Origin of the sequence: Cytobacillus sp. Bac17 (genome assembly GCF_024519925.1) — a bacterium.
GTDB classification, from domain to species: Bacteria; Bacillota; Bacilli; order Bacillales; family Cytobacillaceae; genus Cytobacillus; species Cytobacillus pseudoceanisediminis.
The window spans coordinates 429,728-453,138 of record NZ_JALJRC010000001.1 but is presented as its reverse complement, the minus strand read 5'-3'; the positions used below and the strand labels follow the sequence as shown (position 1 = coordinate 453,138).

At 42.5% G+C, this 23,411-nt stretch carries 19 protein-coding genes; all 19 read left to right on the top strand.

Annotation, left to right across the window (positions count from 1 at the left end):
• Window positions 1-98 precede the first annotated feature (98 nt).
• The 19 genes from NR125_RS02245 (at window position 99) to rny (ending at window position 23,363) form a co-directional block, all read left to right on the top strand.
• A complete protein-coding gene (locus tag NR125_RS02245; protein ID WP_256814683.1) occupies window positions 99-1,766 on the top strand; it encodes a ribonuclease J in 1,668 nt (555 codons plus the stop codon).
• 127 nt (window positions 1,767-1,893) lie between these two features.
• On the top strand, window positions 1,894-2,646 hold the full coding sequence (locus tag NR125_RS02240; RefSeq protein ID WP_019381791.1) for a ClpP family protease: 753 nt from the start codon (window positions 1,894-1,896) through the stop codon (window positions 2,644-2,646).
• Window positions 2,643-2,864: a YlzJ-like family protein gene (locus NR125_RS02235; RefSeq protein ID WP_019381792.1), complete on the top strand. Its 222-nt coding sequence runs from the start codon at window positions 2,643-2,645 to the stop codon at window positions 2,862-2,864. The genes NR125_RS02240 and NR125_RS02235 overlap by 4 nt, the downstream gene beginning before the upstream one ends.
• Window positions 2,865-3,028: 164 nt before the next feature.
• Entirely contained in the window at window positions 3,029-5,356 is a 2,328-nt protein-coding gene (locus tag NR125_RS02230; protein WP_256814682.1) for a DNA translocase FtsK, read from the top strand.
• Window positions 5,357-5,783: 427 nt separating this feature from the next.
• Window positions 5,784-6,509 (top strand): GntR family transcriptional regulator, encoded by a 726-nt coding sequence (locus tag NR125_RS02225; RefSeq protein WP_009330683.1) that lies wholly within the window; start codon window positions 5,784-5,786, stop codon window positions 6,507-6,509.
• Window positions 6,510-6,578: 69 nt separating this feature from the next.
• The gene (locus NR125_RS02220) at window positions 6,579-7,685 is read left to right on the top strand and encodes a BMP family lipoprotein (protein WP_256814681.1); all 1,107 of its coding nucleotides are present in this window, start codon (window positions 6,579-6,581) and stop codon (window positions 7,683-7,685) included.
• Between the two features lie 238 nt (window positions 7,686-7,923).
• Window positions 7,924-9,459: an ABC transporter ATP-binding protein gene (locus NR125_RS02215; RefSeq protein WP_251175177.1), complete on the top strand. Its 1,536-nt coding sequence runs from the start codon at window positions 7,924-7,926 to the stop codon at window positions 9,457-9,459.
• Window positions 9,452-10,498 carry an ABC transporter permease gene (locus NR125_RS02210; RefSeq protein ID WP_019381794.1) on the top strand — a complete coding sequence of 349 codons (1,047 nt, stop codon included), beginning with the start codon at window positions 9,452-9,454 and terminating at the stop codon, window positions 10,496-10,498. Before NR125_RS02215 ends, NR125_RS02210 begins: the two co-directional genes overlap by 8 nt.
• Window positions 10,499-11,458, top strand: coding sequence for an ABC transporter permease (locus NR125_RS02205; protein ID WP_009330679.1), 960 nt, complete (start codon window positions 10,499-10,501; stop codon window positions 11,456-11,458).
• Window positions 11,459-12,043: 585 nt separating this feature from the next.
• Window positions 12,044-13,324, top strand: coding sequence for an EF-P 5-aminopentanol modification-associated protein YfmF (gene yfmF, locus NR125_RS02200; protein ID WP_256814679.1), 1,281 nt, complete (start codon window positions 12,044-12,046; stop codon window positions 13,322-13,324).
• Entirely contained in the window at window positions 13,324-14,613 is a 1,290-nt protein-coding gene (gene yfmH, locus NR125_RS02195; protein WP_071156596.1) for an EF-P 5-aminopentanol modification-associated protein YfmH, read from the top strand. Before yfmF ends, yfmH begins: the two co-directional genes overlap by 1 nt.
• A 58-nt stretch (window positions 14,614-14,671) precedes the next feature.
• On the top strand, window positions 14,672-15,394 hold the full coding sequence (ymfI, locus tag NR125_RS02190) for an elongation factor P 5-aminopentanone reductase (RefSeq protein WP_019381797.1): 723 nt from the start codon (window positions 14,672-14,674) through the stop codon (window positions 15,392-15,394).
• Between the two features lie 117 nt (window positions 15,395-15,511).
• On the top strand, window positions 15,512-15,769 hold the full coding sequence (locus tag NR125_RS02185; protein WP_009330675.1) for a DUF3243 domain-containing protein: 258 nt from the start codon (window positions 15,512-15,514) through the stop codon (window positions 15,767-15,769).
• A 233-nt stretch (window positions 15,770-16,002) separates the two neighbouring features.
• Window positions 16,003-16,794, top strand: coding sequence for a YmfK family protein (locus NR125_RS02180; RefSeq protein ID WP_009330674.1), 792 nt, complete (start codon window positions 16,003-16,005; stop codon window positions 16,792-16,794).
• 21 nt (window positions 16,795-16,815) lie between these two features.
• On the top strand, window positions 16,816-17,736 hold the full coding sequence (locus NR125_RS02175) for a helix-turn-helix domain-containing protein (protein ID WP_071156594.1): 921 nt from the start codon (window positions 16,816-16,818) through the stop codon (window positions 17,734-17,736).
• Between the two features lie 120 nt (window positions 17,737-17,856).
• Window positions 17,857-18,435, top strand: coding sequence for a CDP-diacylglycerol--glycerol-3-phosphate 3-phosphatidyltransferase (gene pgsA / locus NR125_RS02170; RefSeq protein ID WP_071156592.1), 579 nt, complete (start codon window positions 17,857-17,859; stop codon window positions 18,433-18,435).
• A 27-nt stretch (window positions 18,436-18,462) separates the two neighbouring features.
• A complete protein-coding gene (locus tag NR125_RS02165) occupies window positions 18,463-19,713 on the top strand; it encodes a competence/damage-inducible protein A (RefSeq protein WP_192908440.1) in 1,251 nt (416 codons plus the stop codon).
• Window positions 19,714-19,984: 271 nt separating this feature from the next.
• Window positions 19,985-21,025, top strand: a complete 1,041-nt coding sequence (gene recA, locus NR125_RS02160; RefSeq protein ID WP_009330669.1) for a recombinase RecA — start codon at window positions 19,985-19,987, stop codon at window positions 21,023-21,025.
• 775 nt (window positions 21,026-21,800) lie between these two features.
• Window positions 21,801-23,363: a ribonuclease Y gene (gene rny, locus NR125_RS02155; RefSeq protein ID WP_019381799.1), complete on the top strand. Its 1,563-nt coding sequence runs from the start codon at window positions 21,801-21,803 to the stop codon at window positions 23,361-23,363.
• Window positions 23,364-23,411 lie beyond the last annotated feature (48 nt).

Genomic DNA, 23,411 nt, shown 5'->3' with positions numbered 1-23,411 from the left:
GCCCTATGTATAAATTTGGTTGTCATGGTTTTATGACTTCAAGTATAATATGGATAACTGATCTTGATCGGCTGAACATGCATGGGAGGATACGTACATTGAAAAAGAGACAGAATGAAAGCATCAAGCTAGCAGCACTCGGAGGAGTCGGAGAACTTGGGAAGAATATGTATTTGGCAGAGGTGGACGAGGACATATATGTAATCGATGCCGGATTAATGTTCCCTGAAAATGAAATGCTCGGAATTGACATCGTGATACCGGATATTACATATTTAGTTCAAAACAAGGAAAGAGTGAAAGGAATTTTTCTGACACATGGGCATGAGGATCATATTGGCGGCCTGTCTTATGTGCTGACAAAGGTCAATGTTCCTGTTTATGGGACAAAGCTAACTCTGGCGCTGGCCAAAGCCAAAATGAAGGAACAGGAATACAGAGGCAAAGCAAAGTTTATTGAAATAAATTCAGATACCAAGGTTGAATTTGATTCGGCAGATGTAACTTTTTTCAGGACTGGCCATAGCATACCGGATAGTGTCGGAGTGGCTATCCATACTTCCGAAGGTGCGATTGTATATACAGGAGACTTCAAATTTGATCAGGCAGCGACTGCCTTATACAAACCTGAAATCGGCAAAATGGCGCGCTTAGGGGAAGAGGGGGTTCTTTGCCTGCTATCTGACAGTACAGAAGCAGAAAAGCCGGGGTACACCAACTCAGAATCGAAAGTGGCCAGAGAGATGACAGCTGCATTCTATGCTGCTAAGGGGAGAGTCATTGCAGCTTCCTTTGCTTCTGACTTAATCCGCATACAGCATATTTTTGATGCGGCCATGGAAACGGGCAGAAAAGTGGCAGTGGTCGGGAGAAGTCTGCAAAAGATCTTTGATATTGCCATGCAGCTTGGATATTTGCAGGTCGGAGAAGATGTGATAATACCTGTCGCTGAAATCAGCAAATACAGTGATGACCAGATCGTTGTTCTTACCACAGGTAATCAGGGGGAGCCGATTGAAGCCCTTCAAAAAATGGCGAAGCAGTCTCATAGACAGGTGAATATCAAAAAGGATGATACCGTTTTACTGGCCGCATCTCCATTAAGGGGAACAGAGGTATTAATTTTTAAAACGATTGATATGCTGTATAGAGCTGGTGCTGAAGTCATCCCTGGAAAGGGAACTTTTAATACCTCCAGCCATGGCAGCCAGGAAGAACTTAAATTTATGATAAATCTGATGAGTCCGAAATTCTTCATTCCAGTTCATGGGGAATACCGTATGCTGAAAGCGCATGCTAAAATTGCCAGGGACTGCGGAATATCAAGCGGACAAATTTTCATCCCTGATAAAGGCGATGTAGCAGAAATTAAAGATGGTGTAATCGTTCCCGGAGGAAAAATCCCTTCAGGAAATGTGCTGATTGATGGAATCGGTGTCGGCGACGTCGGAAATATCGTATTAAGGGATCGAAAGCTGCTTTCGCAGGATGGAATCTTATTAGTGGTGGTCACTCTTAATAAAAAGGAAAAGAAAATATCAGCTGGCCCTGAAATCATTACAAGAGGTTTTGTATATGTCAGGGAATCAGAAAAGCTTCTGGAGGAAGCTGTAAAAATAGTAAAGGAAGCGGTAGAGCAAAACCTTGCCAGAGAATCCTTTGACTGGTCCGGCATTAAGCAGGATATGCGTGACAGCCTGAATCAGTATCTGTATGAAAAAACAAAACGAAGACCAATGATCCTTCCAATTCTGATGGAGGGATAACAAATAAAACACAGCCTGGAATTCAATGCCAGGCTGTGTTTTTTGCCTTCTGTCTTCAGCAATAAAACGCATGAAAAAGAATCCCGCGTTCATACTAACAATATATTGCTTGAAGGGAGAAATAAGGATGGAAAACGATATGAAAAATAACCGCAATGAGGGCGGGGAAGGGCAAGAACAGCCAAAAGAGGATAAACCATCTGCTCTTATGGAGAAGATTCAGCAGCTTGGACAAACGAATGTGCCTCAGCTGTCTCAGGATTCCAAAATTCATTGCCTGACCATTGTCGGACAAGTAGAAGGACATCTTCAGCTTCCGCCGCAAAATAAAACAACAAAATATGAACACTTAATTCCTCAAATTGTAGCGATTGAGCAAAACCCAAAGATAGAAGGTCTTTTGGTCATTTTGAATACAGTAGGCGGTGATGTGGAAGCCGGACTGGCAATATCAGAAATGCTGGCATCTTTATCAAAGCCAACCGTCTCCATTGTCCTTGGAGGAGGCCATTCCATTGGTGTGCCTATTGCTGTTTCATGCGATTATTCATTTATTGCAGAGACGGCTACGATGACCATCCACCCTATAAGACTGACCGGCCTGGTAATCGGTGTGCCGCAAACTTTTGAGTATATGGATAAAATGCAGGATCGGGTTATTAATTTTGTAACAAAGCATTCAAATATTTCCGAACAGAAATTTAAAGACCTGATGTTTGATAAAGGCAACCTAACCAGGGATATTGGGACAAACGTGGTCGGCAGGGATGCTGTTGAATATGGCCTGATTGATGAAGTTGGCGGGGTAGGGCCTGCGCTGGCAAAGCTGAATGAGCTGATAGATATGAATAAACCTAAAGAAGAAGTGATGGTTCAATGATCATTTATACAATGATGCCCCAAGAGCTTATTTACCAAAATGAGCAGGATGATTTTGGCAAACAGAAAATTGTGTCTTATGAAGGAATCCCGCTCTTAGTTGAAATGAACTCAGGACAGGAATGCCGAATCTTAAGAATCATGAGCAGCGACCCCTCCCATTATATGGATGAAAGATATACTCCCGGGTCCATGATCACCTTGACGCAGTTAAGCTGAGAAATACATTCAAAAAACAACTTAATTAAGAATTGATATGATATAATAAAAGTAACTTTAGAAGCAGCCAAAAAATGGCTGCTTCTTCTTTCATAGCAGACATGATGTATTACATAATGGATTTTTGATGATGCTGTTAATAAGAACAATGATAAGGTGATAAAATGGCCAAAAGAAAGAAAAGAAAATCTAAAAAGAGCGAAACACTGAAACGGACAATGAAATTTGAACTTATTGCGCTGATCATACTGGCACTTGCTGTAATATCAATTGCTAAACTGGGAGCGGTCGGCAAAGCAACCGTGCTTTTTTTCCGTTTCTTTATGGGAGAATGGTACATGCTCAGCCTGATAGGATTAGTCATATTTTCAGGTTACCTGATGTGGAAGAGATCTCTTCCCTATCTATTCCACACAAAATTAATTGGCATTTATCTCATTATCAGCTCCCTGCTGCTGTTAAGCCATGTCACATTATTTCAGCTTCTCTCAAATGGCGGGAAGTTTGATGATCCAAGTGTGATAGCCAATACATGGGAACTATTCCGGATGGAGGTCCGGGGAGAAACAAGCACAACCGATTTAGGCGGCGGAATGCTGGGGGCAATTTTTTTCGCACTGTTTTATTATCTTTTTGATGAAGCAGGTTCAAAGATTGTGGCCTTTTTATTAATTATTATCGGTTTCGTTCTCATTACAGGAAAAACGTTCGGAGATGCTGCCGGAAAAATGATGGCCGCAATGCTGAATTTCTGTAAAAACCAATGGGCAGCTTTTATAGATGATATGAAAGAATGGAAACAAAAAAGCAGGGCAAGACGAGAAGAAAGACAGTCAAGAAGAGAAGAAGAACAGCAGGCTCTCCAGCACGAAGAAGAACCAGAGACTGTTATTACCATCAATAATACTGCTGAACCGGCGCCAGAACCGATTATTTCAAGCTTTGCCGAAAGAGCTTATCAGGAGGATCCTCAGGAAGCGGCTTCTAATCAGGTTCAGGAAGCAGCAGAGACTGAACCGGAGGATGAGAATGCGCCGCCAATTACGTTTACTGAAGTGGAAAACAAAGACTATGAGCTGCCGCCAATCAGACTATTGAAATTGCCAAGGCAGACGGATCAAAGTGGTGAGTATGAGCTTATCCATGCGAATGCTGCTAAGCTCGAAAGAACATTTCAGAGTTTTGGGGTAAAAGCGAGAGTGACACAGGTTCATTTAGGACCCGCTGTTACAAAATATGAGGTTCATCCCGATGTTGGGGTAAAGGTAAGCAAAATCGTTAGTCTGAATGATGATTTGGCACTGGCACTGGCAGCCAAGGATATCCGGATAGAAGCACCAATTCCCGGAAAATCCGCCATAGGAATAGAAGTTCCTAACTCTGAAGTAGCCATGGTTTCTCTTAGGGAAGTTATTGAATCCAAGCAAAATGACAAACCGGACTCGAAGCTATTAATCGGGCTTGGCCGTGATATTACCGGAGAGGCTGTCCTTGCAGAACTCAACAAAATGCCCCATCTTCTTGTTGCCGGTGCAACAGGAAGCGGGAAGAGTGTGTGCATTAACGGAATCATTACCAGCATTTTGATGAGGGCAAAACCGCATGAAGTAAAATTAATGATGATCGATCCAAAAATGGTGGAATTGAATGTATATAACGGGGTGCCGCATTTGCTGGCGCCGGTAGTGACAAATCCGAAAAAAGCAGCTCAGGCGCTGCAAAAAGTCGTCAATGAGATGGAAAGGCGCTATGAGCTTTTCTCCCATACTGGGACAAGAAATATCGAAGGCTACAATGAGTATGTAAAAAAGCATAATGCCGAAGAGGAAGCACAGCAGCCCCTTCTGCCGTACATTGTAGTTATAGTGGACGAGCTTGCAGATTTAATGATGGTAGCGTCTTCCGATGTCGAAGATGCCATCACGCGCCTTGCTCAAATGGCAAGGGCAGCGGGCATCCATTTAATCATCGCAACCCAGCGTCCGTCAGTAGATGTTATCACAGGTGTGATCAAAGCGAATATACCATCAAGGATTGCATTTGCCGTTTCATCCATGACGGATTCCAGAACCATTTTAGATATGGGCGGTGCTGAAAAACTTCTGGGAAGAGGAGATATGCTCTTCCTGCCTGTAGGTGCTTCCAAGCCAGTCCGTGTACAGGGTGCCTTCCTGTCTGATGAAGAAGTAGAAGAGATCGTGGATTTCGTCATCGGTCAGCAGAAGGCACAATATCAGGAAGAGATGATTCCAGAGGATATCCCTGAAGCGTCAGGAGAAGTGGATGATGATCTTTATGAAGAAGCTGTTGAATTGATTCTGGAAATGCAGACTGCTTCTGTTTCCATGCTTCAAAGGAGATTCAGGATCGGCTATACCAGAGCTGCAAGGCTGATTGATGAAATGGAAGCAAGGGGCATTGTCGGTCCATATGAAGGCAGCAAGCCAAGAGCTGTGCTGCAGGGCAAGCCTTCGGAAGAAGCAAGTTCCTAAATGTTATAAGAATGACACATTAAAAAATGGCCAGTCTTCGGACGGCCATTTTTTAATGTATTTGAAAGATATAGGGCAAAAAAATGACGTCAATAAAAAAAGGTATGGGAATATGCCATACTACTAAAAACGCTTACATAAAATGAAGAGGTATGGTACTTTCAACTCATCACAAAATAGGATTCATTGTCAGTTACTTTTTCAGCAGAAATCTTGAATGTAATCGTTTTCAAAGTAGTATTATACCAGAAAAAAGGAATTGGTACAGAGGGATTCACAAACATTTTGTTCTTTTCACCTTTTTTCGACAAATTGATAAATTTCTATTTCTTTATTGGGTAAAAAGTGTTATAGTATTTTCGATTAGTAGGAATGATTGAACATCAGAGGTCTGATGTCTTGAGAACTGAAGTTGGAGGAACCCTGCATGTCTATTAAGTCAGATAACCGGCATTTATATTTGCAAGTCATCGATCGATTAAAACAAGACATTGAAGATGGAGTTTATAAAGAAAAAGAAAAACTTCCGTCTGAATTTGATCTTGCCAAACAGCTTGGTGTTAGCAGAGCTACACTGAGGGAGGCATTGCGCATTCTTGAAGAAGAAAACGTAATTATCCGCCGTCATGGTGTAGGCACCTTTGTCAATGCAAAGCCGCTTTTCACATCAGGCATCGAACAGCTTAATAGTGTCACAAATATGATTTTGCAGGCAGGGATGAAGCCGGGAACCGTTTTCTTAAGTTCTGTAACTATGGGACCGACTGAAGATGATATCCGCAGATTCTCATGTTCGTTAGACCAGGAGATTGCCGTGATTGAGCGTGTGAGAACTGCAAATGGTGAACCGGTCGTTTATTGTGTGGATAAAGTTCCTGAGGATATTCTCCCGGACACATTTTCCCACGAACAAGAGTCGCTCCTCAACATGCTTGAAGAAGAGGCAAACCGGAAAATCACCTATGCTGTTGCCCAAATCGAGCCTATTGGCTATCACGAGAAAATTTCACCTATTCTGGAATGTGACCCTGAAACTGCATTGCTGGTATTAAAGCAGATGCATTTCGATGAAGCGGATACACCGATTCTCTATTCGGTCAATTATTTCAGAGCTGATAAGTTCAGTTTCCATGTCCTCAGAAAGAGAATCTAGCTTTTGGGGGATATACGAAAACACAATTATTCCGCTAATGCAAAAACAATTTCTTAGGGGGTACCAACCTTGAAAAAGCGTAAATTCGGATTGGCGCTATCTTTAGTTCTTGCTGCTGGAACGATTCTGGGTGCTTGCGGCAAAAGTGAAGAAAAAGGCGGAGAAACAGCTGGCGGAGACGAAAAAGAAAAAGCATTCTCTGTAGCGATGGTAACAGATGTCGGCGGTGTAGATGATAAATCATTTAACCAATCTGCCTGGGAAGGATTACAGGCATTTGGTGAAGAGAATGAACTTGAAAAAGGAAAAGGCGGATTTGACTATCTTCAATCACAGTCAGATGCTGACTATTCTACAAACCTTAATACATTAGCTCGTCAAGATTTTGATCTTGTTTTCGGTATCGGATTCTTAATGGAAGGTGCAATCAATGAGATTGCCCAGCAGCAAAAGGATGCGCATTTCGGAATCGTTGACGCGGTTGTTGATCAGCCAAACGTAGCAAGCATCATGTTCAAAGAGCAGGAAGCTGCATTCCTTGCAGGTGTTGCTGCAGCAAAAGCAACTAAAGAAAACAAAATTGGTTTCATCGGCGGAATGGAGATTCCGGTTATCGAGCGATTCGAATCTGGATTCCTTGCTGGTGTTCAAGCGGTAAACCCTGATATTAAAGTAGAAGTTCAATATGCTGGAGCATTTGATAAAGCTGAATTAGGTCAGACAATTGCTTCTAAAATGTACTCTTCTGGCGTAGACGTAATCTTCCACGCTGCTGGCGGAACAGGCAACGGTCTATTCAAGGAAGCTCGTGACCTTAAAAAGAAAGACCCGGCAAGAGAACTTTGGGCAATTGGTGTAGACTCAGACCAGACAGCTGAAGGTGTAGTTGAAATCGATGGCAAAGAGCACAATGTAATCCTTACATCTGCACTTAAGCGTGTAGACAATGCTGTTAAGGACCTTTCTACAAAGGCAAAAGACGGCAGCTTCCCTGGCGGAGAAACGACTACTTACGGATTGGCTGAAGACGGTGTAGGCCTTGCTACTATCAATCCGGAAGTATCTACTAAAGCAGAAATCGAAGGTGCAGTTAAAGAATGGCAGGAAAAGATCAAGAATGGTGACCTGACTGTTCCATCTACAAAAGATGAACTGGCTTCTTTTTCAGCTGAATAATTAACTTACAAGGAATAAGCAGGTTGCACTGCGGCCTCTTATTCCTTTTTTAAAAATTAAAAGTTTAATTGAAGGACAGAAAAAATTCTGTATTTCACTTAGATTTTTAATGCAATAATCATATTTTTCTATTCATTAAGATGAGCTTGGCATTTTGGCCAGGTTTTTCTAAGAATTGCCAAGGTCTGACCTCTTACTACTAATGATTTCCATATATTTTGAGCAAGGAGTGAAACAAATGGATTATGTAATTGAAATGCTCAACATCCGCAAGGAGTTTCCTGGAATCGTTGCAAATGATAATATCACGCTTCAGCTGAAACCAGGTGAAATTCATGCGCTGCTTGGCGAAAATGGTGCGGGCAAATCAACATTAATGAACGTCCTTTTTGGCTTATATCAGCCTGAAAAGGGTGAAATAAAAGTTAAAGGAAAGCCGGTGCGCATCACCGATCCAAATATAGCAAACGACTTGGGCATCGGGATGGTCCACCAGCATTTCATGCTAGTAGACCGTTTCACCGTCACTGAAAATATTATTCTAGGAAAAGAAACGACTAAAGGCGGAAAAATAGATATTAAAAAGGCTGAGAAGGAAGTCAGGGAAATTTCTGAGCGATATGGACTTGCTGTTGACCCGCAGGCGAAAATTTCAGATATTTCTGTAGGAATGCAGCAGAGGGTAGAGATTTTAAAGACCCTTTATCGGGGAGCAGAAATCCTTATTTTTGATGAGCCTACTGCAGTTCTTACTCCACAGGAAATTAAAGAGCTTATTCAGATCATGAAAACCTTAATCCAGGAAGGCAAATCTATTATTTTAATCACCCACAAGCTGAAGGAAATAATGGAAGTTTGTGATCGAGTAACGGTCATCCGCAAAGGGGTCGGCATCGGTACGGTTAATGTCAGCGAGACGAATCCTAATGAACTTGCCAGTTTAATGGTGGGAAGGGAAGTTACTTTTAAAACGGATAAAACAGTATCGAAGCCACAGGAGCAAGTGCTTGAAATTCAGGATTTAAATGTAAAAGATTCCCGGGGGCTTGGCGTGGTTAATAAGCTTAACCTTAATGTACGGGCCGGGGAAATTGTCGGTATTGCCGGTGTAGATGGAAATGGACAGTCTGAGTTAATAGAAGCTATTACAGGTTTGAGGAAGTCTGAAAGCGGTTCAATTAAATTGAATGGCAAAGAAATTATTAATATGTCACCGCGGAAAGTAACGGAGACGGGCGTAGGGCATATCCCTCAGGACCGTCATAAGCATGGACTTGTACTTGATTTTCCAATTGGAGAGAATATGGTTCTGCAAACCTATTACAAAGCTCCATTCTCTAAAAAAGGTGTTCTGAACTTTAAAGAAATCTACAGAAAAGCAACAAAGCTGATTAAAGAATTCGACGTCAGAACCCCAAGTGAATATACACTTGCTAGGGCACTTTCCGGAGGTAACCAGCAGAAAGCCATAATCGGACGTGAAATTGACCGCAATCCAGATCTCCTGATCGCTGCTCAGCCGACACGCGGATTGGATGTCGGAGCAATTGAATACATTCACAAGCGTCTGATTGAACAGCGTGACCAGGGGAAAGCTGTGCTGCTTATTTCATTTGAATTGGATGAAATCATGAATGTCAGCGACCGTATTGCTGTTATTTATGAGGGTGAAATTGTAGCAGTAGTTGACCCGAAACAAACAACTGAACAAGAATTAGGTTTATTGATGGCCGGTTCTAAACGGAAGGAAGCGGGTGGCGAAAACCATGTCTAATCGCATGAAGAATATTGTCGTGCCTCTAGTTGCCGTTCTGCTCGGCGTATTAGTAGGTACAATCATAATGATAGCAACAGGGTATAATGCCGGATCTGCATTTAATGCCCTATGGAACGGTGCTTTTGGAGAAATCTACTACACTGGTGAAGTCGTCAGACAGGTCACACCTTATATTCTTGCCGGTTTGGCAGTTGCATTTGCTTTCCGTACAGGCTTATTTAACATCGGTGTTGAAGGGCAGCTGATCGTCGGATGGCTTGCTGCTGTTTGGGTAGGGGTTGCATTTGAACTTCCAAAGTTCATCCATCTGCCGCTGGCAGTTCTTGCAGCTGCAGCAGCGGGTGCACTATGGGCATTTATTCCGGGATTGCTGAAAGCCAAGTTTAAAGTCCATGAAGTAATTGTCACGATCATGATGAACTATGTGGCATTGCATGTAACCAACTATATAATCCGTACGGTCCTTTCAGACAAAAGTGACCGTACTGAGATGATTGCAGACTCTGCATCACTGCGTTCCCCATTTCTTGAGGGCTTAACTGACTATTCCCGTCTGCACTGGGGAATTTTAATTGCTTTAGCTTGTGTGTTTATAATGTGGTTCCTATTAGAAAAAACATCAAAGGGATACGAATTGCGCTCCGTAGGCTTTAACCAGCATGCATCTGAATATGCAGGCATGAGCGTCAGCAAAAACATTATTCTTTCAATGGTAATCTCAGGAGCATTTGCTGGTCTTGCAGGTGCGATGGAAGCTTTGGGTACATTCGGATACGCAGCCATCAAAGGCGGATTTACCGGAGTAGGGTTTGATGGTATTGCGGTTGCCCTTCTGGGCGGTAACGGTCCAATCGGAATTATTTTTGCAGCATTGCTATTCGGAAGCTTGAAGGTCGGCGCCTTAAACATGCCGCTTGAAGCTGGAGTTCCAAATGAACTGGTGGATATTATCATTGCTCTTATTGTGTTCTTTGTTGCAGCAAGCTATATGATTCGCATCTTTATTGACCGTATCAGCAAAAAGGGGGTGAAGTAAGTGGGCTTAATGGAGATCCTGTTAATTATTATTCCATCAACATTGCTTTGGGCAGCCCCGCTTATTTTCACTGGTTTGGGCGGAAACTTTTCAGAAAGCTCCGGTGTTGTAAATATTGGTTTAGAAGGCTTGATGGTAATTGGAGCATTCACTGCCATAGTCTTTAACCTTACGTTCGTAGATGTATTTGGCAGCATGACCCCATGGGTAGCATTATTGGCAGCTATGGTTGTAGGAGCACTTTTATCCATCCTGCATGCTGTTGCTTCCATTACGTTTAGAGCAGACCAGGTAGTCTCAGGTGTTGCGATTAACCTTCTGGCAATTGGAGCTGCACTGTTCCTGGTTAAATTCATTTATGGAAAAGGCCAGACGGATATTATTCAAAAAGGGTTCAGCAAGGTGGATATACCATTTTTGAGCGATATACCCGTAATAGGAAAACTGTTTTTCTCAAACACATACTATACTTCATTTGCAGCGATTGCCGTGGCATTTCTTGCCTGGTTTGTGATGTTTAAAACTCCATTCGGGCTAAGGCTGAGAGCGGTTGGTGAACACCCAATGGCTGCAGATACAATGGGTATTAATGTTACCCGAATGAGATACATTGGGGTATTAATCTCCGGTGCCCTAGCAGGAATTGGCGGCGGTGTGTATGCACAATCCATTTCTTCAGATTTCGGCCATGCAACGATCAGCGGCCAGGGCTTTATGGCATTGGCAGCATTGATCTTTGGTAAATGGCATCCGCTTGGTGTTATGGGGGCGGCTCTATTCTTTGGGTTTGCGCAAAGCTTGAGTATCATCGGCTCGAGCCTTCCATTCCTTGAGAATATTCCAAATGTATATCTTCTCATTGCACCATATGTTTTAACGATTCTGGCATTGACTGGTTTCATAGGACGCGCCGATGCTCCAAAAGCATCTGGCACTCCATATATAAAAGGAAAGCGCTAAACAGCAAAGCCTCATTTCATTTAGAAATGGGGCTTTTTTCAGCGCAAATCTTATCCTATTTTAATTTGTGATTCATTGAGGCAAATGTGTTAATATTTTGTTAATTAGATAAGAGATTAGAGGTTTGATTATGCGTTTTTCCTTATATATGGATGATTATGAAACAGAAAAGATTTTTTCCTATTTGCGCTGGCTTTTTTTTGCCGCTGCGGCTTTATTGTTTTATTTGCCGGTATCTTCCGGCACTTTAGGATGGAATAGTGAATCGTTTAGTATCTGTATCAGGCGAAGAATACCGGGAAAAACCAGGTGCATTTTGAATGCGGAAAAGTGATGAAAAATCATGATACTAAACTTAAGTCAGTCTTTGTAAGCTAACCCCTAAAAGGGGTTTTTATTTTGTTCTATAACCTTCCAAGACAGCCAATAACTTGAAATAAAGAAATAGGGCAAGGTATAGTAAGAATATGATTTAATACAAAGGATATTATAGAAGATAGCAGCAAAGTGTTTACATATAGGTGTTGATCCCTATTCTTAATACTGACCGTACTTTGGACTCATCAACCGACAGGAGGAAAAGAAATGGCTGTAATCTCTGAATCCGTAAAAGCCATGAATGGCTTTAAGCTTCATGTAGTTAAAACAGAGAAATATAAAACCAATACACTGGTCTGGAAAATGAAAGCTCCGCTTGAAAAGGATACTGTTACATTAAGATCTTTATTGCCGCATGTCCTGCAAAGCAGCAGTTCGTCATACCCTGCAACCGGAAAGCTGCGCTCTTATCTAGATGAATTATATGGTGCAACTCTTTTTGTCGATTTGGCGAAAAAGGGTGAGTATCATGTCATTACCATTTCTGTTGAAATTGCAAATGAGAAGTTTCTTTCAGACCCAACGCCTCTATTGAAAAAAGCGTTCCAATTTTTATCGGAGATCCTGACTAAGCCAAATGTGCAAGGTGGAGCTTTTGACCAGGATACGGTTGAAAAAGAAAAAAGGACGCTGAAACAGCGGATTCAATCCGTTTATGATGATAAAATGCGCTATTCCAATTTTCGGCTGGTACAGGAAATGTGCAAGGATGAGCCTTATGCGCTCCATGTGCATGGCGAGAAAGAAGATGTGGATAAAATTACGCCTGAAAGTTTATATGAATATTATCAGCAGGCAATGGCGCAGGATGAACTTGATTTATATGTAATAGGTGATGTGGATGAGGCAGATGCCGAATCCTACGCAAGGGAGCTTTTATCTTTAGAGGAAAGAACCCCGCAGGCAGCGCCGGCATCTGGAGGAAGTATCAGAGAATCTGTTAACGAAGTCAGGGAAGAACAGGATGTGAAGCAGGGGAAACTAAATATCGGCTATCGGACAAAAGTCGTTTACGGTGATTCTGATTATTATGCCCTGCAGGTATTCAATGGAATTTTTGGAGGCTTTTCACACTCAAAATTGTTCTTGAATGTCCGCGAAAAAGCCAGTCTCGCATACTATGTAGCCAGCCGCCTTGAAAGCCATAAAGGCTTAATGATGGTTATGTCGGGGATCGATAATAGTAATTATGACCAGGCAGTTAATATTATTAAAGAACAGCTGGAAGCCATGAAAAACGGGGACTTTACGGAACAGGAAATGGAGCAGACCAAAGCTGTCATAAAAAATCAGCTTTTGGAGACTGTTGATACAGCCCGCGGGATTGTCGAAGTCCTCTATCATAATGTTGTGTCAGGCAAAGAAATTACGCTTCAAACCTGGATGGATGAAATGGATAAGGTAACTAAAGAGGAAATTGCCGAAACAGCTAAGAAGGTCAGTTTGGATACAGTGTATTTCCTGACAGGAAAGGAGGCGGGCAAGTAATGGAAAAAATCACTTTTGACCAGCTTCAGGAAGAGCTGTATTATGAAAACCTTGAAAATGGGCTGGATGTATATGTTTTGCCGAAAAAGGGATTTAACAAGACCTATGCCACGTTTACAACGAAATATGGTTCGATCGACAATCATTTCCTGCCCCCCGGGAAAGATGATTTTGTAAATGTTCCTGATGGGATTGCCCATTTTTTGGAGCACAAGCTTTTTGAAAAAGAAGACGGAGATGTATTCCAGCAATTCAGCAAGCAGGGAGCATCAGCCAATGCATTTACTTCTTTTACGAGGACTGCTTATTTATTCTCCAGCACATCGAACGTAGAGTTGAACCTTGAGACGCTGATTGATTTTGTGCAGGCCCCTTATTTTACAGAAAAGACTGTTGAAAAAGAGAAAGGCATCATCGGCCAGGAAATCACCATGTATGATGACAATCCTGACTGGCGCTTATATTTTGGACTGATCGAAAATATGTATAAAAACCACCCGGTTAAAATCGATATAGCAGGTACGATCGAGTCCATTTCCCATATTACAAAAGATATGCTGTATGAATGCTATGAAACCTTCTACCACCCAAGCAACATGCTGCTGTTCATCGTTGGACCCGTTGATCCGGATCAGATTATGTCTCAGGTTCGAACGAATCAAAGCAAGAAGGATTATAAAGAGATGCCGGAAATTAAACGCCAATTCGAAGAAGAGCCTGCTGAAGCGGCCGAAAAGAAAAAGGTTCTTGAGATGAATGTTCAGACCTCAAAGTGTCTTGTTGGGATAAAGAGCAGTAATGCAAATCAGTCCGGCAAAGAAATGCTCAAAAATGAACTGAGTCTGAATGTGCTGCTGGATATCTTATTCGGTAAAAGCTCTGAGCACTACAGCTCACTGTATAATGAAGGGTTAATTGATGACACATTCTCCTTTGATTATACACAGGAACAGGGCTTTGGATTTGCCATGGTCGGCGGGGACACAAATGATCCTGACCGTTTAGCTGATACATTGCAAAAGATGCTGCTGGATGCAAGGGAAAAGGGAGCTATTTCACAGGAAACACTTGATCGGACAAAAAAGAAGAAAATAGGTGCATTCCTGCGTGCTGTCAATTCACCTGAGTATATAGCCAATCAATTTACCCGGTATGCTTTTAATGAGATGGATTTGTTTGATGTTGTGCCGACGCTTGAAAGCATCACACTTGAGGATGTGGAAAATGCGGCTGGTCATTTGATTAGCGAAGAACGATTTACGGTTTGTCAGGTTGTGCCTAAAAAATAAAAAGCTGTTTCAGCAGAGCGCCATAAAAGGCGCTTTGCTTTTTTCGGGAGTGTATGAAATGAGGAAATTTGCGTTAATAACTGGAGCCAGCGGAGGAATCGGCCAGGAAATCAGCATTAAACTGGCGGAGGAAGGCTATTCGCTCTATTTGCATTACAATCAAAATAAGCGAAGTATAAACAGTCTGCTGGACCGCCTGCAGGCCTTTGATGGAGAATATATTCCAATCCAGGCAGACCTGTCTGTACAAGGCGGCTATAAAAAAATTATACCAAATATCTTTTCGCTTGATGCCATTATCCATAATAGCGGGTCAGCACAATACGGACTTCTGACGGAATTGCCGGAAGCGGAAACTGAGGCGCTGATGAACCTTCATGTGACCTCACCTCTTCTGCTGACCAAAGAGCTTCTGCCAAAACTTATTTCAAAGGGCAGCGGGAATGTCATAGTTATTTCCTCTATATGGGGCCAGACGGGTGCTGCTTGTGAAGTTGCTTACTCGGCAGCTAAGGGCGCCCAAATTGCTTTTGCAAAAGCTTTAAGCAAGGAAGTTGCCCTAAGCGGAGTGAGGGTTAATGCGGTTGCCCCAGGTGCAGTCGAGACAGCTATGCTGAATGATTTTACTGAAGAGGAGCTGGATGCCGTAAAAAGCGATATTCCTATGGGCAGGCTTGCCTTGCCTGCTGACATTGCCAACTCCGTTTCCTTCCTTCTTTCAGAAAGGGCCTCGTATATTACCGGACAGGTCTTGGCTGTAAATGGCGGCTGGTATACGTAACTGCCTATCGTTCATTGAAGTTTCACATATTTTTTGTTCATGTGTATTAGTGCATGCATATTTTATTCAGCCCCTAAGCACAATATAATTGTACAACATTTAAAGGAGGCAATAATTATGTCTGTACTAGATAACTGGCAGCAGTGGAAAGACTTCCTTGGAGATCGTCTTCATCAGGGACAGAACCAGGGAATGAATAAGGAAACTGTAAATGACCTTGCTTACCAAATCGGCGATTATTTAGCCAAGCAAGTGGAGCCGAAGAATGACCAGGAAAAAATCCTGGCTGATCTTTGGTCTGTAGCAAGCCCGGATGAGCAGCATGCCATTGCAAATATGATGGTAAAGCTTGTTCAAAACGACGGCTCTCAATAAGAATTTAATGTAAATCAGCGAAAAGAGAGGAAATCCTCTCTTTTCGTTTTCCCCAAAAAGAATTTCCTCCACAGCCAGACGGGTTTTTCCTTTCATATTGGTAAAAAATCATATATTATAGAATCTAGATGAAAATTCAGGGTAGGTTTAATAAAAATTTACATTAATAAAAGATATACATATACATATAAAATGCGCAATGAGCCGCGCATCATGCAGGAGGAGGTTTTCCGGTGGAGAAAACAGAATGGTATTTGGAATATGAAATCCAAAAGAATCGTCCCGGCTTGCTTGGTGACATTTCTTCCCTGCTGGGTATGCTTTCCATAAATATCGTTACCATCAATGGTGTGGATGAAGGCCGAAGAGGATTGCTGATTCTGGCTAAAGACCACGAACAGATTGAACGCTTAAAATCGATTTTAAATACTATGGATACAATTAAAGTGATTAAGCTCCGGGAGCCTAAACTTAGAGACCGTCTTGCTGTGCGCCATGGAAGATACATTCAAAGGGATGCCGACGACAAGAAAACGTTCAGGTTCGTCAGGGACGAGCTTGGTTTATTAGTCGACTTCATGGCGGAATTATTTAAACAGGAAGGGCACAAGCTTATAGGGATCAGGGGAATGCCAAGGGTTGGAAAAACTGAATCCATTGTGGCCTCAAGTGTTTGTGCCAACAAACGATGGCTATTTGTTTCATCCACTCTGCTAAAGCAGACGATACGTAACCAGCTGATCGAGGATGAATATAATGAAAACAATTTGTTCATAATAGACGGAATTGTCTCAACCCGACGTGCAAATGAACGTCACTGGCAGCTTGTGCGGGAAATTATGCGCCTTCCTGCAGTAAAGGTAGTAGAGCATCCGGATATCTTTGTGCAAAACACTGAATACTCCCTTAATGATTTCGATTATATTATTGAGCTCCGACACGATCCTGAGGAAGAGATTACTTATGATGTAGTAGAGAAAAACAGTATGTTCTCAGAATCTGATTTTGGAGGCTTTGATTTTTAGTAAGTTGGAAGGTGTTGTAAATTGACAGAACTAGGAAATCGTTTAAAAGAAGCGCGGCTGGCTAAGGATATGAGCCTTGACGATCTGCAAAAGGTCACAAAAATACAAAAGCGCTATTTGATGGGTATTGAAGAGGGCGATTATAGCATGATGCCCGGGAAGTTTTATGTCAGGGCATTTATAAAGCAGTATGCTGAAGCGGTGGGAATTGAGCCTGAAGAAATTTTCGAGCAGTATAAAAATGACATTCCGGCACAGATGAATGATGATATTCCGGAAAAGCTATCCCGTGTTCAATCCAGAAAAGATCTTTCTGGCAGGACTTCAAAGGTATTCGATATTCTCCCAAAGGTACTTATTGGTGTCTTTATAATTGGTCTCATCGCAGTCCTTTATAATTTCCTGGGTGCCAAAGATCAGGCGGATAATGAAGAGCAGCCATCTGATCGGACAGATGGGCAGACGGTCATAGAAGAGTCTGAAAACCTTTCAGATAGTAAAAAAGATGAAAATGATAAAGATGAATCAGTAGGAGAGAAAGAAGAATCTGCTGACAAAGACTCTGCTGAGGAAACTGCCAAGGATCAAGAAGCCGAGGAAGCGCCAAAGCAGGAGGTTGCTGTGGTGCAATCCAGCGGAAATGGAACGGTTTATGAATTGAAAAATGCGGACAAGTTTGAACTGGAAGTTGTGTCTACAGGAGAAACTTGGGTGAATATCAAAAACGGCAAAGGAAATTCCTTCTACCAGGGAATGCTGACAGCTGATGGCACGAAAAGCCAGAAGGTAGACTTTTCAAAGGAAACGGAAGCTTCTATTGTAGTCGGAAATTCGACTCAAACTGAAATCTATGTAAACGGCGAAAAAATTGAGTATAAGGTGCCGCCTTCACAATCCGTCAAGCAGGATATAACCATTAAGTACGCGCCGAAGACCGAATAGTCATCTTCTTTAGATGACTATTTTCGCTTTTTATGTAAAAATTATCATTAAAAGGTTTGCAGCGAATGTCTGACACCTTTTTCTGCAAGAAGCTTCATTTACTATACTTGGAGGTAAAACATGAATCTGCCAAATAAAATTACAGTGTCACGTATCATGATGATACCCGTATTTCTGCTCGTAATGCTTGTTCCTTTTTCGTGGGGAAATATAGAATTCCTTGGAGCGGAAATGCCGGTAACCCACCTGATTGGAGCTCTTATCTTTATCATTGCTTCAGTTACCGATTGGGTTGATGGCTATTTTGCCCGCAAATACAATCTGGTTACAAATTTAGGTAAGTTTCTTGATCCGCTTGCAGACAAGCTCCTTGTCTCTGCAGCATTGATTGTCCTTGTTGATCTTAAGCTGGCTCCATCCTGGATTGTGATTATTATCATTAGCCGTGAATTTGCCGTAACAGGTTTAAGGCTTGTTCTGGCGGGGGAAGGAGAAGTAGTCGCAGCGAATCAGCTAGGCAAAATCAAAACATGGGCTCAAATTGTGGCCATTTCTTCACTGCTTTTACATAATATTATTTTTGAAATGGTTTCAATTCCGTTTGATCTGATTGCCCTTTGGGTTGCGATGTTCTTTACCATCTGGTCCGGCTGGGACTATTTTGCAAAAAACAAGCAGGCCTTCATTAACTCAAAATAATTTTTTTAGCCAGAAAGGGGCTTTTGAATGAATGCAGAAATTATAGCTGTCGGGTCTGAGCTTTTACTTGGACAAATCGTTAATACAAATGCCCGCTTTCTTTCCCGGCAGCTTGCTGAACTGGGCATTAATGTTTTTTACCATTCAGTGGTTGGCGATAACCCTGAGCGCCTGAAGTCTGTGATCAAAATTGCGGAAGATCGATCAGATCTGATCGTTTTCACTGGCGGGCTGGGGCCGACAAAGGATGATTTGACGAAAGAAACGATTGCCCGCCATCTAGGCAAAAAGCTTGTCATGGATGAGCAGGCGCTTGAATCCATACAGATGTATTTTAAACGGACCAACAGAGAGATGACTGAGAATAATAAAAAACAGGCACTTGTACTTGAGGATGCACAAGTACTTCCTAACGAGCATGGAATGGCTCCTGGAATGATTTCCGATAATGGCGGGCATGTTTTTATGCTACTTCCGGGACCTCCAAATGAAATGGAGCCTATGTTCCTGAAACATGCTTTTCCGGCCCTGCAATCCAAGCTGGGCACAGATGATGTGATTGTTTCCCGGGTATTGCACTTTTTCGGGATTGGAGAAGCCATGCTTGAAACTGAGATTGAAGATATTATCGATGCGCAGAGTAATCCAACAATTGCTCCGCTTGCCTCTGATGGAGAAGTCACGCTAAGGCTTACGGCAAAGCATAGCCAGCCTAACACGGCAATGATGCTGATGGATGAAACTGAAGCTAAAATCCTCGGCCGTGTCGGCGAATTCTTCTATGGCTACGATGACACTTCCTTGATGCATGAGCTCACCAAGCTGATCAAGGAAAACAATATGACTATTTCCGCTGCTGAGAGTTTAACAGGCGGCATGTTTCAGCAGGAGTTTACATCCATTCCGGGAGCAGGCGGTCTTCTAAAAGGCGGAGTGGTTTGCTATACAAACGAAGTTAAGGCTGAGGTTTTAAAAGTTCGCAAAGAAACGATTGATAACTACGGGGTCGTCAGTGCTCAGTGTGCAGCAGAGCTTGCTGAGAATGTCGCCAGTCTGACTAACTCAGATATCGGAATCAGCTTCACAGGTGTTGCTGGTCCTGACGAACTGGAAGGCAACCCGGTGGGAACCGTATATATAGGCATCTGGATAAAAGGTAAGCCTGTCCAGACTGAAAAGCTGAACCTTGGGGGAACCAGGGCGGCAAACCGTGTCCGTACGGTAAAATATGGCTGCCATTTTCTTATAAAAGCATTAAAAGAATGTCAGAGCGCCTGAAAAGCGTTCTGATTTTTTAATAGCCTGAAAAATAGACAGAATTCTTATCGAAATGCCATTTCTTCTATTGATTCACATCTGAAAATTACATTTTCCACAGCATGAATTGATATTTTCGGGCAAAATGTCCAGGTGAAAAAAATCGAATGGATGTTCGACTTTTTGCTCGACAAATGCATTGAAAAGGTTTATAGTAGAGTTAGGTTTTGAGATGAGACAAAACGAATCTAATCAAAAGATAGATTCGTCTATATAAAAGGAGGAACTATTAGTGAGTGATCGTCAAGCAGCTCTTGAAATGGCGTTAAAACAAATAGAAAAGCAATTTGGTAAAGGTTCTATTATGAAGCTTGGTGAACAGACTGACCGCAAAATTTCCACTGCACCAAGCGGATCCCTTGCCCTTGATGCAGCTCTTGGGGTAGGGGGCTATCCAAGAGGACGCATTATTGAAATTTATGGACCTGAGAGCTCAGGTAAAACAACTGTAGCCCTGCATGCAATTGCAGAGGTTCAGGCAAGCGGCGGACAAGCTGCTTTTATCGATGCTGAACATGCTCTAGACCCTGTTTATGCACAAAATCTTGGTGTGAATATTGATGAGCTTTTACTTTCCCAGCCGGATACAGGAGAGCAGGCACTTGAAATTGCAGAAGCACTTGTTCGAAGCGGAGCTGTTGATATTCTGGTAATTGACTCTGTTGCAGCCCTTGTGCCAAAGGCTGAAATTGAAGGGGAAATGGGTGATTCCCATGTTGGTTTGCAGGCCCGCCTTATGTCCCAGGCACTTCGTAAACTATCAGGCGCAATCAACAAATCTAAAACCATTGCGATTTTCATTAACCAGATCCGTGAAAAAGTCGGAGTTATGTTCGGAAACCCTGAAACCACTCCTGGCGGACGCGCTTTGAAATTCTACTCTTCTGTCCGTCTTGAAGTGCGCCGTGCAGAAACTCTTAAGCAGGGCAATGAAATGGTTGGTAATAAGACAAAGATCAAAGTTGTCAAAAACAAAGTCGCACCTCCATTCAGAGTGGCGGAAGTAGATATCATGTACGGTGAAGGAATCTCTAAGGAAGGCGAAATTATCGATCTTGGCTCTGAACTGGATATTGTCCAAAAGAGCGGCTCATGGTACTCATACAATGAAGAGCGCCTTGGCCAAGGCCGTGAAAACGCCAAAGTATTCCTAAAAGAAAACCCTGAAATCCGCCTCACTATCCAAAAACAAATCCGTGAACACTATGGACTTGATGGAGATAAAGTAATCAGCGGAGACGAAGAGCAGGAAGAATTCGAGCTGATCGATTAATACAAAGCAAAAGCAAAGCCCGGGCGGCTTTGCTTTTCTTATAGGTATGAAATTATGTAAACGGGAAGGTTACATGTGGATTTGAGCTCATGGTACGACAGTTCATCAGTAGTATTGAAAATATCCTTTGAAATATCGGTTTAAGGGTTTTGATAACTAAAAATTACTTAATTAGTACATGCTGATTGTAGTGGGAGGCGCGAGATCCTCGAAAATGCTAACGCATTTTCTTCGTGCGGTGTTTAACAGAGGAGCTTACTCGATGTCCTGCGGGAGTGCGGTAAACGGGAGATCCCGTTGGCGCGAATGCGCTGAGGAGGCTCCCGGACCGCCCTCGGCCGCTGAGTGAATGCATCAGAAATCAACACCCATATTCAACGGACGCTAAACAAAATCTTAATTGTAACCAGTTGTAATCTTAAGATATAAAAAAATGAATTGACTAAATGATCAAAAGTGTTCAAACCAATCGAAATATTAAGAAAAGCCTATAGGACAAACCCTTGACAATGAAATTCCACAGCTTTACAATTAAAAATGTATATTTTACATTTTATATGTAAAGAAATTCTTACTGAGTTAGACTTTGTCTTTCTCCAGGCTCCATTGGCTATTCATACGTTAATATTATGCCAGCCCTCAAATGGATGCCCAGTGCTTTATTGAGATTGAAACGTTTAAAAGCCTTAGTGCTGTATGTTGAATTGGACAATGTACATGCCGACACTTTAAAAAACGTAACACAAACAAGTTCATAGCAAGAGGAGGTGAAATGATGGATCTAGTAACAGCAATCATCTCCATTTTGCTTGGCCTAATCGTCGGTGCTATTGTTGGCTATTTTGTTCGCAAATCTATTGCCGAAGCAAAAATTGCAGGAGCTAAAGATGCTGCTGAGCAGATTTTGGAAGACGCAAAGCGAGAAGCTGAGGCTACGAAGAAAGAAGCCCTGCTTGAAGCGAAAGATGAAATTCACAAGCTTCGCACAGATGCGGAAAGTGAAATTCGTGATCGAAGAAATGAACTGCAAAAACAAGAAAATCGCTTAATGCAAAAAGAAGAGAACCTTGATCGCAAAGATGAAACGTTAGATAAACGTGAAGCGCTTTTAGAAAAGAGGGACGATTCTCTTAGCAAAAGACAACAGCATATTGAAGAGATGGAAAGCAAAGTGGACGAGATGATTAAAGAGCAGCAAGCTGAGCTGGAACGCATCTCAGGCTTGACTCGTGAAGAGGCAAAGTCCATCATTTTAGAGCGCACGGAGCAGGAAGTGGCTCACGATGTCGCTATTATGGTAAAAGAGAGCGAGACTAGAGCGAAAGAGGATGCAGATAAGAAAGCGAAGGAAATCTTGTCACTGGCTATCCAAAGATGTGCAGCTGATCATGTAGCAGAAACTACAGTATCAGTTGTCAACCTGCCAAATGATGAGATGAAAGGGCGCATTATTGGCCGTGAAGGCCGTAATATCCGTACTCTTGAAACTCTGACTGGAATTGATCTCATAATCGATGATACGCCGGAAGCGGTTATTTTATCCGGTTTTGATCCGATTCGCCGTGAGACTGCACGCTTAGCTTTAGACAAACTGGTTCAGGACGGACGCATCCATCCAGCTCGGATTGAGGAGATGGTTGATAAGGCCCGCCGTGAAGTGGATGAACACATCCGCGAAATTGGTGAACAAACTACTTTCGAGGTTGGTGTTCACGGTCTGCATCCAGATTTAATCAAAATTCTTGGCCGTTTAAAATTCCGTACAAGCTACGGTCAGAATGTGTTAAAGCATTCAATGGAAGTGGCTCAGCTTTCAGGTTTGCTGGCGGCCGAATTAGGACAGGACGAAACATTGGCACGCCGTGCTGGATTGCTTCATGATATTGGAAAAGCAATCGACCATGAGGTGGAAGGAAGCCATGTTGAAATCGGTGTGGAACTTGCCACTAAGTATAAGGAGCATCCTGTTGTCATCAACAGTATTGCTTCCCACCATGGTGACACAGAGCCTACTTCGATCATTGCCGTGCTTGTCGCTGCAGCTGATGCTTTATCAGCAGCAAGACCTGGAGCAAGAAGAGAGACTCTTGAGAATTATATTCGACGTCTGGAAAAGCTTGAAGAGATTTCAGAATCCTATGATGGTGTTGAAAAATCATTTGCCATTCAGGCAGGACGGGAAATTCGCATTATGGTTAAGCCTGAACAAATTGATGACCTTGAATCTCATCGTTTGGCAAGGGATATCCGTAAGAAGATTGAAGAGGAACTTGATTACCCGGGCCACATCAAGGTCACGGTTATCCGTGAAACGAGGGCCGTTGAATATGCAAAATAAAGCGATGCACATGCATCGCTTTATTTCTTTTTCGGGGTGTGCTTTATA

What these genes read in the sequence shown, in the direction of transcription:
- NR125_RS02165 (WP_192908440.1), top strand. Translation starts at nt 18,463, where the DNA reads ATGAATGCAGAAATTATAGCTGTCGGGTCTGAGCTTTTACTTGGACAA.
- NR125_RS02225 (WP_009330683.1), top strand. Translation starts at nt 5,784, where the DNA reads ATGTCTATTAAGTCAGATAACCGGCATTTATATTTGCAAGTCATCGAT.
- yfmF (WP_256814679.1), top strand. Translation starts at nt 12,044, where the DNA reads ATGGCTGTAATCTCTGAATCCGTAAAAGCCATGAATGGCTTTAAGCTT.
- yfmH (WP_071156596.1), top strand. Translation starts at nt 13,324, where the DNA reads ATGGAAAAAATCACTTTTGACCAGCTTCAGGAAGAGCTGTATTATGAA.
- NR125_RS02185 (WP_009330675.1), top strand. Translation starts at nt 15,512, where the DNA reads ATGTCTGTACTAGATAACTGGCAGCAGTGGAAAGACTTCCTTGGAGAT.
- NR125_RS02240 (WP_019381791.1), top strand. Translation starts at nt 1,894, where the DNA reads ATGGAAAACGATATGAAAAATAACCGCAATGAGGGCGGGGAAGGGCAA.
- pgsA (WP_071156592.1), top strand. Translation starts at nt 17,857, where the DNA reads ATGAATCTGCCAAATAAAATTACAGTGTCACGTATCATGATGATACCC.
- rny (WP_019381799.1), top strand. Translation starts at nt 21,801, where the DNA reads ATGGATCTAGTAACAGCAATCATCTCCATTTTGCTTGGCCTAATCGTC.
- NR125_RS02210 (WP_019381794.1), top strand. Translation starts at nt 9,452, where the DNA reads ATGTCTAATCGCATGAAGAATATTGTCGTGCCTCTAGTTGCCGTTCTG.
- NR125_RS02235 (WP_019381792.1), top strand. Translation starts at nt 2,643, where the DNA reads ATGATCATTTATACAATGATGCCCCAAGAGCTTATTTACCAAAATGAG.
- ymfI (WP_019381797.1), top strand. Translation starts at nt 14,672, where the DNA reads ATGAGGAAATTTGCGTTAATAACTGGAGCCAGCGGAGGAATCGGCCAG.
- NR125_RS02215 (WP_251175177.1), top strand. Translation starts at nt 7,924, where the DNA reads ATGGATTATGTAATTGAAATGCTCAACATCCGCAAGGAGTTTCCTGGA.
- NR125_RS02230 (WP_256814682.1), top strand. Translation starts at nt 3,029, where the DNA reads ATGGCCAAAAGAAAGAAAAGAAAATCTAAAAAGAGCGAAACACTGAAA.